Origin of the sequence: Albidovulum salinarum, from assembly GCF_025673475.1 — a bacterium.
Lineage (GTDB): Bacteria > Pseudomonadota > Alphaproteobacteria > Rhodobacterales > Rhodobacteraceae > Albidovulum > Albidovulum salinarum.
Genome location: NZ_JAOVQO010000006.1, coordinates 207,489 through 221,249 on the forward strand (window position 1 = coordinate 207,489; position 13,761 = coordinate 221,249).

General features: G+C 69.8%; 14 protein-coding genes and 1 pseudogene. 9 read left to right on the forward strand and 6 right to left on the reverse strand.

Annotated features, from left to right (window positions below):
• Positions 1 to 15 precede the first annotated feature (15 nt).
• Positions 16 to 630, reverse strand: a complete 615-nt coding sequence (locus OEZ60_RS08390; RefSeq protein ID WP_263335025.1) for an enoyl-CoA hydratase/isomerase family protein — start codon at positions 628 to 630, stop codon at positions 16 to 18.
• A gap of 134 nt (positions 631 to 764) precedes the next feature.
• On the opposite strand from OEZ60_RS08390, the gene OEZ60_RS08395 reads away from it, so the two are divergent.
• Positions 765 to 2,252, forward strand: coding sequence for a DUF2125 domain-containing protein (locus tag OEZ60_RS08395; protein WP_263335027.1), 1,488 nt, complete (start codon positions 765 to 767; stop codon positions 2,250 to 2,252).
• A 72-nt stretch (positions 2,253 to 2,324) separates the two neighbouring features.
• On the opposite strand, the gene OEZ60_RS08400 is transcribed toward OEZ60_RS08395, so the two are convergent.
• Positions 2,325 to 3,338 carry a hypothetical protein gene (locus OEZ60_RS08400; protein ID WP_263335029.1) on the reverse strand — a complete coding sequence of 338 codons (1,014 nt, stop codon included), beginning with the start codon at positions 3,336 to 3,338 and terminating at the stop codon, positions 2,325 to 2,327.
• Positions 3,339 to 3,504: 166 nt separating this feature from the next.
• Here OEZ60_RS08400 and OEZ60_RS08405 point away from each other — a divergent pair, with 166 nt between their 5' ends.
• From OEZ60_RS08405 to OEZ60_RS08430, 6 genes are all read left to right on the forward strand, one after another.
• A complete protein-coding gene (locus OEZ60_RS08405; RefSeq protein ID WP_263335030.1) occupies positions 3,505 to 4,851 on the forward strand; it encodes a TldD/PmbA family protein in 1,347 nt (448 codons plus the stop codon).
• Positions 4,838 to 5,617 (forward strand): 3'(2'),5'-bisphosphate nucleotidase CysQ, encoded by a 780-nt coding sequence (locus OEZ60_RS08410; RefSeq protein WP_263335032.1) that lies wholly within the window; start codon positions 4,838 to 4,840, stop codon positions 5,615 to 5,617. The genes OEZ60_RS08405 and OEZ60_RS08410 overlap by 14 nt, the downstream gene beginning before the upstream one ends.
• A 169-nt stretch (positions 5,618 to 5,786) precedes the next feature.
• Positions 5,787 to 6,032, forward strand: a complete 246-nt coding sequence (locus OEZ60_RS08415; RefSeq protein WP_263335033.1) for a DUF4170 domain-containing protein — start codon at positions 5,787 to 5,789, stop codon at positions 6,030 to 6,032.
• 12 nt (positions 6,033 to 6,044) lie between these two features.
• The gene (locus tag OEZ60_RS08420; RefSeq protein ID WP_263335035.1) at positions 6,045 to 7,274 is read left to right on the forward strand and encodes a 3-deoxy-D-manno-octulosonic acid transferase; all 1,230 of its coding nucleotides are present in this window, start codon (positions 6,045 to 6,047) and stop codon (positions 7,272 to 7,274) included.
• On the forward strand, positions 7,274 to 8,278 hold the full coding sequence (gene lpxK / locus OEZ60_RS08425) for a tetraacyldisaccharide 4'-kinase (RefSeq protein WP_263335037.1): 1,005 nt from the start codon (positions 7,274 to 7,276) through the stop codon (positions 8,276 to 8,278). Before OEZ60_RS08420 ends, lpxK begins: the two co-directional genes overlap by 1 nt.
• A gap of 62 nt (positions 8,279 to 8,340) precedes the next feature.
• Positions 8,341 to 8,787 (forward strand): hypothetical protein, encoded by a 447-nt coding sequence (locus tag OEZ60_RS08430; protein ID WP_263335039.1) that lies wholly within the window; start codon positions 8,341 to 8,343, stop codon positions 8,785 to 8,787.
• Between the two features lie 64 nt (positions 8,788 to 8,851).
• Here OEZ60_RS08430 and OEZ60_RS08435 read toward each other — a convergent pair whose 3' ends face one another.
• From OEZ60_RS08435 to OEZ60_RS08445, 3 genes are read right to left on the reverse strand one after another with little or no spacing between them, the layout of a single operon-like run.
• Positions 8,852 to 9,985, reverse strand: coding sequence for a CaiB/BaiF CoA transferase family protein (locus OEZ60_RS08435; RefSeq protein ID WP_263335041.1), 1,134 nt, complete (start codon positions 9,983 to 9,985; stop codon positions 8,852 to 8,854).
• A 4-nt stretch (positions 9,986 to 9,989) separates the two neighbouring features.
• The gene (locus tag OEZ60_RS08440) at positions 9,990 to 10,673 is read right to left on the reverse strand and encodes a DsbA family protein (protein WP_263335043.1); all 684 of its coding nucleotides are present in this window, start codon (positions 10,671 to 10,673) and stop codon (positions 9,990 to 9,992) included.
• Between the two features lie 4 nt (positions 10,674 to 10,677).
• A complete protein-coding gene (locus OEZ60_RS08445) occupies positions 10,678 to 11,199 on the reverse strand; it encodes a DUF721 domain-containing protein (protein WP_263335044.1) in 522 nt (173 codons plus the stop codon).
• A gap of 83 nt (positions 11,200 to 11,282) precedes the next feature.
• Here OEZ60_RS08445 and OEZ60_RS08450 point away from each other — a divergent pair, with 83 nt between their 5' ends.
• Positions 11,283 to 12,344 (forward strand): A/G-specific adenine glycosylase, encoded by a 1,062-nt coding sequence (locus OEZ60_RS08450; protein WP_263335046.1) that lies wholly within the window; start codon positions 11,283 to 11,285, stop codon positions 12,342 to 12,344.
• 53 nt (positions 12,345 to 12,397) lie between these two features.
• On the forward strand, positions 12,398 to 13,534 hold the full coding sequence (locus OEZ60_RS08455; protein WP_263335048.1) for an alkane 1-monooxygenase: 1,137 nt from the start codon (positions 12,398 to 12,400) through the stop codon (positions 13,532 to 13,534).
• 9 nt (positions 13,535 to 13,543) lie between these two features.
• Here OEZ60_RS08455 and OEZ60_RS08460 read toward each other — a convergent pair.
• A pseudogene (locus OEZ60_RS08460) lies at positions 13,544 to 13,761 on the reverse strand (ABC transporter ATP-binding protein); the annotation flags it as partial.

Genomic DNA, 13,761 nt, shown 5'->3' on the forward strand with positions numbered 1-13,761 from the left:
CCCGGTGCACGAACCTCAGCCGACCAGCCGCTTGATCGCGCCGACCAACGCCATGTCGGCGCCGAGCGCGTCGGCGGTCAGCTCCGCGACCGTGGCCGCCAGCGCCTCGGACGCGACGATCCGGTCGACGAGGCCCCAGTCGAGCGCCTCGGCGGCGCCGACCTTGACCCCGGCCATCAGGATCATCTTGGCCCGCGCCGGCCCGACGAGCCGCGCCATCCGCACCGGGTCGGAGGGCTGGGGCAGAAAGCCGAGCTTCATCACCGGGTAGAAGAACTTCGCCTCGGGCACCGCGATCCTGAGATCGCAGGCAAGCGCCATGCCGAAGGCGCCGCCCGCGAGCGTGCCGTTCAGCGCCGCGACCGTGAGGCAGGGCAGCGCCGCGATCGCGCCCGAGAGCCGCTCCCAGACCGGATCGGTGGCAAGCCCCGCGCGCGCCTCGTCGAGATCGGCGCCGGCGGAGAAGACCCCGCCCTCGCCGGTCAGGACCAGCGCCCGCGCCTCCTCGCGCCCGGCCGCCTCGGCAATTGCGGCCAGTTCCGCGAGCATCGCTTTCGTCAGCGAGTTCGCCTTGTCCGGCCGCGCGATGACCGCCCGCCACAGCCCGCCGTTCTTCTCCAGCCGGATCATCCACGCCTCCGCTCACCTGATCGTGTACCTCTAGCAGCATCCCGGGGCGGAATTCCATACCGCCCCGACCCTTGACCCGGCCCGCTCGCGGGCCGATGGTACGGCCCGAAACGGGTAATGAAACGGGCAAAGACATGAGACATTGGACAGGCCGCAGCGCCGGCGCGCTGACCGCTCTTCTTCTCGGGACCACGGCGGTCCAGGCCGATGTGACCGCGGCCGAGGTCTGGCAGGGCCTCACCGACTACTACGGCGATCTCGGCCAGACCGTCACCACGGGGTCGAGCGCCATGGACGGCGACACGCTGGTGGTCACCGATGCGGTCTTCGCCTCAGAGACGCCCGAGGGCGGTACGAAGGCAACGGTTGCCGAGATCCGGCTGAAGGAGCTTGGCGACGGGCGGGTCGAGGTCACGATGTCCGAGGAGATCCCGGTCGCGATCACGGCCAAGCCGGCGACCGGCGAGGCGGTCGACATGGCGATGAAGATCACCCAATCCGGCCTCGCGATGGTCGTTTCGGGGCAGGCGACAGACATGACCTTCGATTTCACCGCCGACACGATCGGCATCCGCACCGAGCAGACGGAAGTCGAGGGCGACACCGTCCCCATGACGCTCGACGCCACCCTGACCGGCAACGCCGGCAACTACCGGATCGTCACCGAGGGCGCGCGCAACGTGACCTCGACGATGACGGCCGACAAGCTCGACTTCGCCGTCTCTGGCAAGGACCCCAAGGCTGAGACCGATTTTTCTGCCTCGGGCTCGCTCGCCGGGCTGAGCGGCACCTCGACCGCGACGATGCCGGACGCGGTCGACTTCGCCGACATGGGCGCAGCGCTGCAGGCCGGGCTGGCGATGGAGGGCACCTTCGACTACACCAGCGGCGGCTACGTCATCGACGGCAAGGACGGTGCCGACACGGTGAGCATCCAGTCCACCGGCGGCGCCGGCGCGCTCAAGTTCGCGATGTCGCGCGACGGGCTGAGCTATGGCGGCACCGGCAAGGCCGCTCAGATCGCGATCCAGGCTTCCGCCCTGCCGATTCCGGTCGATCTCTCGGTCGCCGAGACCGCGTTCGACATGAAGATGCCGGTCTCCAAGAGCGAGGAATCGCAGCCCTTCGGCCTTCTCGTGAAGCTGATCGATTTCGAGGTCTCCGAGGGGATCTGGGCGATGTTCGACCCGACGACCCAACTGCCGCGCGATCCGGCGACGCTGATCGTTGATCTCTCGGGCGCGGCGAAAGTCCTGTTCGACATCTTCGACCTGCATGAGCCGGCAGCGCCCGACGCAAGCCCCGGCGAGATCGAGTCGCTCGACATCAACGAAGTCAAGCTGTCGGCCGTCGGCGCCGAACTCACCGGTTCTGGCGCGATGACCTTCGACAACTCCGCCCCGGTACCGCAGCCGCGTGGCATGGTCGATCTGCAGCTTGTCGGCGGCAACGGTCTCATCGACAAGCTCGTGGCGATGGGCTTCGTGCCCGAGGACCAGGCGGCGGGCGCGAAGATGATGATGGGCCTCTTCGCGGTACCGTCGGGCGAGGACACGCTGACCTCGAAGATCGAGTTCAAGGAGGATGGCGGCGTCTACGCCAACGGCCAGCGCATCCAGTAACCTTGGCGGCAATGACCTAAACCTAAACCGCCCGCGCCCGCCGCGGGCGGTTTCGCCTTGGTCCCGCCGTCGTCACCAGTGGATCGTCGCCGGCGGACAATAGACCCCGTATTTCGTCTCGCGGTAGCTGCCGCCCTCCTTCGAACCGGTCGAGGTCCAGTACCGCTTGAAGTCAAGTTGCGCGTGGGCAAGCCCGCGCACCGTCACCTGTCCGAAGACCGAGACGATGATCCAGTGGGCTTTCTGCCGGTGGTTGGGCAGCGGCGTGAGTGGCGCGAGCTTCGGCAGCCAGCCGCCCCAGCGCGACTTGTCGATGTTCTGGCCGCCCTCGTCGATCGCCACGGCACTGGTGTATTGCGCGTCATGGTACTTGGGCGTGGGGTAGCCGAACGGCAACAGGCAAAGTCGCGCCGCCATCGCGACGCTGGCGAAACGGCTGGTGAGGAACCAGTCGTCGCTCCAGACCCGGTAGGCGCCATGTAGCCACGGCCGCGCGCTGCAGCTCCAGTCGCCATCGCCGAAAGGGATGTGCAGGAAATACCACTGGATCTCCATCCAGTCGAAGGAGTTGTATTCCGGAATGAACGAGAAATCGTAAAGCCCGGTGCCCTTTCCCCGGATGTCGAGAAAGAACTCCTGGCGTTCGGAATAGCCGGCCATCGTCCATGCATCCGGATTGGATGAGGCCTCGGCCGTGAAGCCGGCGATCGTATCCCGGTTCCGACCCACCGCGACGACGGCATAGGGATGCGCCGGCACCGTGCCGAGAGCGGGCACCGCCCTCAGCCCGAAACCGGGATCGTCGCTCTGCCGAGCCTGCCCGTCGAGGCGTGCGCCGGCATGCTGAAGATAGGCGGTCTCCTCGGCTTCGGCCTGCATCGCCAGTTCCTCATGCGTCAACCCGAGTTTTTTCAGCACGTCGCGGTCGAGCACCTTCCGTCGCGCCTCCAGCCAGGCCGTGCGGATCTCGGCGTCGCGTCCCTCCGCATGCTCGGCCTCGACCGCACCACTCACCAACCGCCGCGCCGCGGTGAAGCCCGCATATAGCTCTTCCGGCGAGAACCCCGACAAACTGTGCTGATCCATGATCCGCCCTTCGCTCTGCGGCCCCCTGCCGGACCCGCGTGTTCAAAGTAGCGGTCCGTCCAGCCGCCGCATTGACGGTGGTCAGCCCCGCACCATCGCGCCCTTGCGCGTGATCCCGGCCCGGACTACCTCCTAGGAAACGTTCCGCGACACAGGATCCGACCGCATGACCGACCGGCTCGCCCCCCTGACCGAGGCCCTCCTCGCCGCCGCCACCAAGGCTGGCGCCGAGGCCGCCGACGCGATCGCCGTCGACGGCACCGCGCTCTCCGTCGACGTGCGCGGCGGGCGGCTCGAACAGGCCGAAAGGGCCGAGGGGATCGAGATCGGCCTCCGCGTCCTGATCGGCAAGCGCCAGGCCTGCGTCTCGGCCTCCGACATCTCCGAACGGACCATCGCCGAGATGGCCTCGCGCGCCGTCGCGATGGCCCGCGAGGCGCCCGAGGATCCGAGCCTCGGCCTCGCCGATCCGGGCGAGCTTGCGTCCGCCTGGGATCTCGCGGCGCTCGACCTCGCCGACCCCGCCGCCGAACCCGCCGCCGCCATGCTCGAGGACGATGCCCGCCGCGCCGAGGCAGCCGCCCTCGCCGTCAAGGGCGTGAGCCAGGTCCAGTCGGCCTCGGCGAGCTATTCGCACCGCCGCCTGCACCTTGCCGCGACGAACGGCTTCGCCGGGGGCTACGCGCGGACGTCGCGCTCGACCTCCGCCGTCGCCATCACCGGCGAGGGGCTGAAGATGGAGCGCGACTGGGCCGCCGAATCCCGCGTCTATCAGTCCGACCTGCCAAGCCCGGAGGAGATCGGGCGGCTCGCCGGCGAGCGGGCGGTGGCGCGCGCAGGCGCGCGAAAGCCGAAGACCGGCGCCTATCCGGTCGTCTTCGACGAACGCATCTCGGCCGGGCTGATCGGCCATCTCCTCGGCGCGATCAACGGCAGCGCGATCGTGCGCGGCGCTTCCTGGCTCCGCGACGCGATGGGTGAACAGGTCCTGCCCCGTGGCCTCTCGGTCTTCGAGAACCCGCACCGCCCGCGCATCACCGGCTCCCGCCCCTTCGACGCCGAAGGGCTGCCGACCGAAGCCCGCGACATCGTCCGCGACGGCGTGCTGCAGACCTGGACGCTCGACCTTGGCACCGCCCGCCGGCTTGGCCTTAAATCCACCGCCTCGGCCTCGCGCGGCACCTCCTCGCCGCCCTCGCCCTCGGCCTCCAACATCGCACTGACCCAAGGCGACAAGAGCCGCGACCAGCTCCTCGAGGAGATCGGCACCGGCCTTCTCGTCACCTCGATGATCGGCTCCTCGATCAACCCCACGACCGGCGACTATTCGCGCGGCGCCTCGGGATTCTGGTTCGAGAACGGTCAGCTCGCCTACCCGGTGAACGAATGCACCATCGCCGGCAACCTGCGCGAGATGCTGCTCAGGATCACCCCCGCGAACGACGCCCGCGCCCATCTCAGCCATGTCGTCCCCTCGCTCCTCGTCGAAGGGCTCACCCTTGCCGGCGAGTGACCTCGACCTCCTGACCGAGGCGGCGCGCGCCGCCGGCGCGATCGCCCGGCGCTTCTTCCGCGCCTCGCCCGGCATCTGGCACAAGCCCGGCGGCGCCGGCCCGGTGACGGAGGCCGACCTCGAGGTGAACCGGATGCTCCATGCCGAGCTCGGCGCCGCCCGCCCCGGGTACGGCTGGCTGAGCGAGGAGACCCCCGACGACCCCGCCCGGCTCGGCACCGAACGCACCTTCATCATCGACCCGATCGACGGCACCCGCGCCTTCATCGAAGGCGACACGAGCTTCGCCCATTCACTCGCCGTGGCCGAAGACGGCCGGATCACCGCCGCCGTCGTCTACCTGCCGATGAAGGACATGCTATACGCCGCAACCGTTGCGGGCCCGGCGACGCTGAACGGCACCCCGATCCGTGCCTCCGTGAAGACCGGGGCCGAAGGCGCCACGCTCCTCACGGCGAAGCCGAACCTCGCCTCCGAGCACTGGAAGGACGGTACCCCGCCGCCCTTTCAGCGCAAGTTCCGCGCTTCGCTGGCCTGGCGGCTCTGCCTCGTCGCCGAAGGCCGTTATGACGCGATGCTGACGCTCCGGCCGAGCTGGGAATGGGACATCGCCGCGGGCGACCTGATCGCGCGGCAGGCGGGCGCCACGGTGACCGACCGTAAGGGCCTGCCGCTCCGCTTCAACGCCGCCGATCCCCGCACCGCCGGCGTCATCGCCGCACCGGCCCCGCTCTGGACGACACTCCGCGGCGCCCTCAACGCCTGAGCACCCGGTCCGTCTTTCATCCCGCCGAAACATCCTCGGAGGGAGATTGCCCGTTCCGGGCAATCCGGGGTGGCAGACGCCCCCGCCCTGCCCGCAAGCCGCCTTGAGGCGCCCCGCCCCTTGGCATAGGGTGGCGCGCGAAACCCAACCCCAAGCCCCGGAGCCCCCCATGACCCAGCGCCTGCATCTCGTTTTCGGCGGCGAGCTGGTGGACCCGACCAAGACCGTCTTCAGGGATCCCGAGCGGATCCACGTCGTGGGCGTCTTCCCCGACTACCAATCCGCCTACAACGCCTGGAAGGCCGAAGCCCAGCGCACCGTAGACGACGCCCATACCCGCTACTTCATCGCCCATATCCACCGCCTGCGGGACGAGGCGACGGCGGCCAGCCCGACCGAGGAACTCGGCCTCTGAGCCCTCGCCGGCATGGGACGCTCACTCGCCCTCGCGCTCTACCTCCTGACGGCGTCCCGCGCCGCGCCGGGCGAGGCGCCAACGCGCGCGCCGCGCCCCGACGGCCACCTCGCCTGGCTACATGTCGGCCGTGGCGCCAACCTGCGCAGCCTCGCCCAGTTGACCCAGCGGTTGCAGCGCGCCCGGCCGAAGCTCCGGCACCTCGTCACCGGCGAAGGACGGACACCGCCCGACCTCACCGGCTTTCCGGCCAACACCCGCTCCGACCTGCTGCCGCCCGACCGGTTACCAGCGCTCAGGCCCTTCCTCGACCACTGGCGCCCCGATCTCGCGATCCTCACCGGCGCCAGCCTGCCGCCCGCGCTGATCACCGAGGCCGCGGCACGTGCGATCCCGCTCATCCTCGCCGACATCCGCCTGACCCCGCAATCGGCGGCCGCCTGGCGCTGGCGGCCCGGCATGGCGGCCTCGCTTCTCGCCCGCTTCACCCGGATCCTCGCCCAGGACGCCGAGACCGCGGCCCGGCTCCGCGCCCTCGGCGGCCGGCGCCTGCCCGTCGACGTGGCCGGCCGGATCGAGGAAACCACCGATCCGCTACCTGGCAACGAGGCCGAGCGCGCCGCCCTCGCAGACCTCCTCCAGACCCGCCCGGTCTGGCTCGCCGTGGCCTGCCCGCAGGCCGAGGAGGAGGCGGTCATCGCCGCCCAGGCCCATGCGATGCGGCTGGCGCACCGCATGCTCCTGATCCTCGTCCCGTCGGAACCCGACCGCGCCCCGGCACTGGCCGATAGGATTGCCCGCGAAGGCTGGATCACCGCGATACGGTCGCGCGAAGAGGAACCCGACCCTGAGGTCCAGGTCTTCATCGCCGACAGCGAGGAGGAGCTCGGCCTCTGGTACCGGCTCGCGCCGGTAACTTTCATGGGCGGCACGCTTGGCGAGGGCGGGGCGAGCCGCAACCCGTTCGAACCGGCGGCACTGGGCTCGGCGATCCTGCACGGCCCCCATCCCGGCCCCTACCCCCATGCCTATGCCCGCCTCGCCGAGGCCCGCGCCGCCCGCCGCATCGCCACGCCCGAGGCTCTTGCCGCCGCGGTCGGCGACCTGATCGCACCCGACAAGGCGGCGGTCTTGGCTCACAATGCCTGGGCCGCCTCCTCCGGTGGCGCCGAGGTGGCCGAGCGCGTGGTGCAGCTTGCGCTGGCAACACTCGACGCCCGGCAAAAGCCGGAGACGCCCTGATGCGCGCGCCCGGATTCTGGCACGGCGATCCCGCCCGCCCGGCCTGGCAGGCCCGGCTCCTCGCCCCGCTCGGGCGGCTCTACGCCGCCGCCACCGCGCGCCGCCTCGCCGCCGGCTCGGCCGGCGCCGCCGATCCCGGCGTGCCGGTGATCTGCGTCGGCAACCTCAATGCCGGCGGTACCGGCAAGACGCCGACGGTAATTGCGCTCGCCCAGCGGCTCGCGGGGCGCGGCCTAACCGCCCATGTCGTGAGCCGCGGTCACGGCGGCCGCCTCGCCGGGCCAGTCCGCGTCGACGAGCGTCGCCACACCGCCACCGACTGCGGTGACGAACCCCTTCTGCTGGCGGGCTTCACCCCGACCTGGATCGCCCGCGACCGGGCTGCCGGTGCCCGCGCCGCCGTGAAAGCCGGCGCCGAGGTCATCCTGCTCGACGACGGATTCCAGAACCCCACCCTCGCCAAGCACCTCTCGATTGTCGTCGTCGATGCGGCGAAGGGCTTCGGCAACGGGCGTTGCCTGCCCGCCGGCCCCTTGCGCGAACCGGTCGCGACCGGTCTTTCCCGTGCCGACTTCCTGCTCTCGATCGGTCCCTCCGCCGCGCAGCAGAGCTTCGCCGCGACCTGGGGCCACGCGATCAGGGTCCCACACCTGACCGGCCAGCTCGCGCCGCTCCGGACCGGGATGGACTGGCCCGGCCTCAGGGTCCTCGCCTTCGCCGGCATCGGCCACCCCGAGAAGTTCTTTGCCACGCTCGAAACCCTCGGCGCCGAGATCGCCCGCGCCGAACCCTTCGACGACCACCAGCCCCTCAGCCCCGCGCTGCTGCGCCGGCTCGAGGCCGATGCCCTGGCGCTCGACGCCCAGCTCGTCACCACCGAGAAGGATGCCGTGCGCCTGCCGCCCGACTTCCGGCCCAAGGTGCTGACCCTCCCGGTCCGGCTTGACCTCGACGACTGGTCGCCGCTCGACGCGGCACTCGACCGGCTGCTGCCGCGCCGCTGACCCGCCCGGATTTGGCGAGGGGCCGCATCCGGGGTATCCTGCCTTCGCACATGGAGGCCGCCATGAAACCGACCGCCCTTGTCCCCGCCTTCCTCATCGCCGCGCTTCCGGCCCTGGCCTGGGAGACCGAACAGACGCCCGATTCCGCTCGCACCTGGCAGTCCGTGAGCGGCCTTGCCGCCGAGTTCGGCTGCCGTCGCGGCCAGCAGGGCTATCTCGATTTCCGCCTGACCGACGCAGCCGGCGGCGGCCGCTTCGCCGGCATCCGCTCGCTGATGCTCTGGATCGAGCTCGCCGATGGCCGCACCGCCCGCTACCCTGTCGATGTGGCCATCGCGGGTCCGTCCCTCATCGGCCGTTTCTATGTCTCGGCCGAGATCCTCGACCACTTCCAGAATGGCACCGCGATGATCATCGACAGCGCGCTGCCACGGCAGGAATTTCTGCGCACCGACATGAAGGGCACCGGCGCCGCCCGCCTCGCCTTCCGCGAACGCTGCGGCCTCTGATCTTCATCTTGCCGGAAGTATCCTCCGGGGGTCCGGGGGTGGAAAACCCCCGGCGCCGCCGCCCTCAGCCGCGACCGGACTTCACTTCCGCGTCATGCTCGCCAAGCATCGGCGACGGCCGCTCGAGCGCGAGCTCGGAGCCTGAGAACCGGAACGGCGAACGCACGCCCGGCACGCCGTCCAGCTCCACCCGCATCCCCCGCGCGACGACCTGGGGATCGGCGAAGACCTCGCCCATGTCGTTGATCGGCCCCGCCGGCACGCCCTCGGCCTCGCAGGCGGAGAGCAGATCGGCCTTCTGCCACGACACCGTCTTCTCTGTGATCAGCCGCGTCAGTTCCGCCCGGTTGGCGATCCGGTCGGCATTGGTGCGGTAGTCCGGCGCCTCGGCCAGCGCATCGAGCCCGAGGATCCGGCAGAGCCGCCGGTACTGGCCGTCATTGCCGGTGGCGATGATGATCCAGCCATCGGCGCAGTCGAAGACCGAATAGGGCACGATGTTGGGATGTGCATTGCCCATCCGCATCGGCGGCGTGCCGGAGGCGAGGTAGTTCATCGCCTGGTTGGCCATCACGCTCGTCGCCACGTCGAGCAGCGCCATGTCGATCTGCTGGCCCTCGCCGGTCCGCCCCCGCTGGTGCACCGCGGCGAGGATCGCCGCCACGGCATAGATGCCGGTAAAGACATCTGTGACCGCGACGCCCACCTTCTGTGGCTGGCCATCGGGCTCGCCGGTGATGCTCATCAGCCCCGACATGCCCTGGATGATGTAGTCGTAACCCGCCCTGTGGGCATAGGGTCCGTCCTGCCCGAACCCGGTGATCGAGCAATAGATGAGCCGCGGATTGACCGCCCGCAGGCTCTCGTAGTCGAGCCCGTATTTCTTCAGCCCGCCGACCTTGAAGTTCTCGATCAGGATATCGGCGTCCTTCACCAGATCGCGGACGAAGGCCTGCCCTTCGGGCGTGCGAAAATCGGCCGTCACCGATTTCTTGCCGCGGTTCGCGGCGTGGAAATAGGCGGCCGTCCGATCGCCCTCGCGCTCGATGAAGGGCGGTCCCCATTGGCGGGTGTCGTCGCCCTCGGGCGCCTCCACCTTGATCACCTCAGCGCCGAGATCGGCGAGCGTCTGGCCGGCCCAGGGACCGGCCAGAATCCGCGCGAGCTCGACGACCTTCAGCCCCTGAAGCGGCGCCATCGGCTCAGTTCGCGAGCTTTTCGTCGAGGATCTTGGCGAAATCCTCGTAGGACATGTTGGAATACTTCTGACCGTCGATCACGAAGGAGGGCGTGGAGTTGATCTCGTCCTTCGTGGCATTGTCCTGGTAGGTCGCGACCATGGCCTGAGCCATGTCGTTGTCGTTGAGGCAGGCTTCGAGCGCCTCCGCCCCGATCCCTGCCTTCAGCCCGACCTTGCGCAGGTTCTCGGCTATCCCGGCCGCTTCCCCGGGGGCGAGCCACTCCTTCTGCTGATCGAAAAGCATGTCGGCGATGCCGAAATACTTCTCCGCGCCGCCGCAGCGCGCCACCATACCCGCCCAGAGCCCGAACTTGTCGAAATAGACCTCGCGGTAGACGAAGCGGACCTTGCCGGTGTCGATGTAGTTGGCCTTGAGCTGGTCGAAGACGGTCTCGTGGAAATTCGCGCAATGCGGACAGGTGAAGGAGGCATATTCGATCACCTCGACCGGCGCCTCGGCCTCACCCAGCACCATGTCGGGCACGAGCGCGGCCTGCGAGCTTGCGGTGGCCTCCTGCGCGACGGCGGCGGTCGAGAAGGTGGTGACGTTGGCCTCGGGCGCGGAGGCGGACCGGGTCATCCAGAAGGCGCCGCCCGCGGCAGCGGCGAGCGCCACGGCGCCGGCAATCAGATAGGTCTTCGACATGGGATCAGCCTTTCCTCTTTCCGGGCCGAGATAAGACCTTTTCGCCCAGAGCTTCAAGCGCCGCCCGGAGCGTCGGGTCGCCGATCTCACCGGAAAGTGTACGCGCCGCGGCCACGCATCCTGGATCGGGCGGCGCGGGCGGCGCCTTCGGTGCGGGGCGGAACGCGACCTGGCCCTCGGCAAACCCCGTGGGCGCGGTCTGGGTGATCACCACCTTGGAGATCGCGTTGTAGCCGTAGCAGGCATTCACCCGCTCGCGGATCTTCGGAAGCTGCATCTGCAGGACCGGCGCGGCGGCGCCCGTCGTCAGGAGCGTCAGCGTCGCCCCGATCCCCTCACGCCCGTAGCCGATCTTGACCGGCAAGGCCATCGCCGCGATCTCCTCGCCCACGACCTCGGCCCAATGGGTGAGAAGCCGCGACACCGCGAAGCCGCGCGATTCGCCGGCCACGCGGATCCGCTCCTTGAGAAGCCGCGCCGCCGACTGAAAGCCGCGCCCGCGCCGATCCGGAGTCGCAACGCTCATCCCTGTCCTTTCCCGTGCCCGTCGCTATTCTAGGCGCAGGGCGCGGGCTTGCCCACCGGATTGACGGCAACAGGAGAGAAAACTTGCGCGACGAGGAAATCAGCGCGGCCCTTCTGGCCTGGTACGACGGCCATGCCCGCGTGCTGCCGTGGCGCACCGGCCCGGCGGAGCGCCGCGCCGGCCACCGCCCCGATCCCTACCGTGTCTGGCTCTCCGAGGTCATGCTCCAGCAGACGACCGTGGCCGCCGTGCGCGACTATTTCCACCGCTTCACCAGCCGCTGGCCCGATGTCGCGGCGCTCGCCGCCGCCGACGACGGTGAAGTCATGGCCGAATGGGCGGGGCTCGGCTATTACGCCCGCGCCCGCAACCTCCTGAAATGCGCCCGCGCCGTTGTGGCGGACCACGATGGCCGCTTCCCCGAGACGAGCGCCGCGCTCCTCACCCTGCCCGGCATCGGCCCCTATACCGCCGCCGCCATCGCCGCGATCGCCTGCGACGAGCCCGCGACCGTCGTCGACGGCAATGTCGAACGCGTCACCGCCCGTCTCTTTGCCGTCGAAACCCCGCTTCCCAACGCGAAGCCCGAGCTGACCGCGCTTGCCCGCCGCCTGACGCCGGAGACGCGCCCCGGCGACCGCGCCCAGGCAATGATGGATCTCGGAGCCACGATCTGCACCCCGAGAAACCCTGCCTGCGGCATCTGCCCGCTCCGCTCCTTCTGCGCAGGGCACGCCTCAGGCATTGCGACCGAGCTGCCCCGCAAGCTTGCCAAGAAACCGAAACCCACCCGTTTCGGCATCGCCTATGTCGGCACCCGCGAGGATGGCGCGGCACTCCTCGAACGTCGGCCCGAGCGCGGCCTTCTCGGCGGCACGCTCGGCTGGCCCGGCAGCGCCTGGACCGAGGCCACGCCCGCCCCCGCCCCGCCCGCCGCCGCCGACTGGCGGGAGAGCCCGGGCGCGGTGCGCCACACCTTCACCCATTTCCACCTCGTCCTCACCGTCCTGACCGCCCGCCTGCCCGCCGGCTCCAATCCCGAGCGAGGCCATTTCGTCTCCCGCGACAACTTCCGCCCCGGCGACCTGCCAACCGTCATGCGCAAGGTCCATGACCTCGCGTCCCGCGCGCTTCTGACCGATTGAGCCGCCCCGCGCCCGCCCCTAGACTGCCGGCGATGACAGCGAGCGGAACACCCATGTCGCAACCGATCTCCCGCTTCACTTCGGCGGCGCCGTTCTGGCTGTCGCTCGTCCTCGTGCCGCTCGCCGCGACCGGCGCGGGGATCGGCGGCTGGACCGTCTGGCTGTTGCCGATCTACGGCTGGATCGGCACCACGATCCTCGACCTGCTCGCCGGAAACGAGACCCGCACCCCGGATCCCGACACGCCCGAGGCCGATCTCTTCTGGTACCGCCTGATCACGATGATCTGGTTCCCGATACAGGCGGCCACGCTCTACGGCCTCATCTGGTACGTCACCCGCGCGGATCACCTCGCCACATGGGAAAAGATCGCGCTCTTCTTCGGTCTTGGCGTGATCTCGGGCTCGATCGGCATCACCTATGCCCATGAGCTCATGCACCAGAAGAACCGGCTCGAACGCTGGCTCGGCGACCTCCTCCTTGCCACCGTACTCTACAGCCATTTCCGGACCGAGCACCTCCTCGTCCATCACCGCTATGTCGGCACCCCCCGCGACGCGGTCACGGCGCGCTACAACGAGGGCTTCCACCGCGCCTTCTTCCGGGTGCTGAAGGACGGTCCCGGCTCCGCCTGGCGGGCGGAGAGGCAGCTTCTGTCCCGCGCCGGCCGCACGGTGCTGCACCCGTCGAACCCGTTCTGGCGCTACGGCGCGCTGCAGCTCGCCGCCCTCGCGCTCGCCTATGCGGTGGGTGGCTGGGCGGGGCTCGCGCTCTTCGCATGGCAGGCCTTTGTCGCGGTCTGGCAGCTCGAACTTGTCAACTATGTCGAGCATTACGGCCTGACCCGCCGCCACCTCGGCGAGAGCAAGTACGAGCGCGTCCTGCCGCGCCACTCCTGGAATGCCGACCACAAGGTCACCAACTGGATGTTGATCAACCTGCAGCGCCATTCAGACCACCACTACAAGCCCGACCGCCGCTTCCCGCTGCTCCAGACCTACGGCGCCGACGAAGCTCCGCAGCTTCCCTTCGGCTACCCGGCGATGACAGCGCTGGCGATGGTTCCGCCGCTCTGGCGCAGACGCATGAACCCGCGCGTCCGGGCCTGGCGCAAGACCTACTATCCCGACATAACCGATTGGTCCGACTACAATTCCGGCCGCCTGCCGATGCCCTCGGGCGCGAGCTGACGCGCGCCGTCAGCGGGCTTCCGCGTGTCCGAACTGGTGGTCGTAGAGGGTTCGGAAGAGGCCGTCCCTGGCGAGGAGGCTGTCCGGGGCGCCCTCTTCGTCGACCTGGCCGTCCTTGATCACGACGATGCGGTCGGCGCTCATCACGGTCGAGAGCCGGTGCGCGATGACGATCGTGGTGCGGCCCTCGGTCAGCCGGCCGAGCGCCTGCTGCACCAGGAACTCCG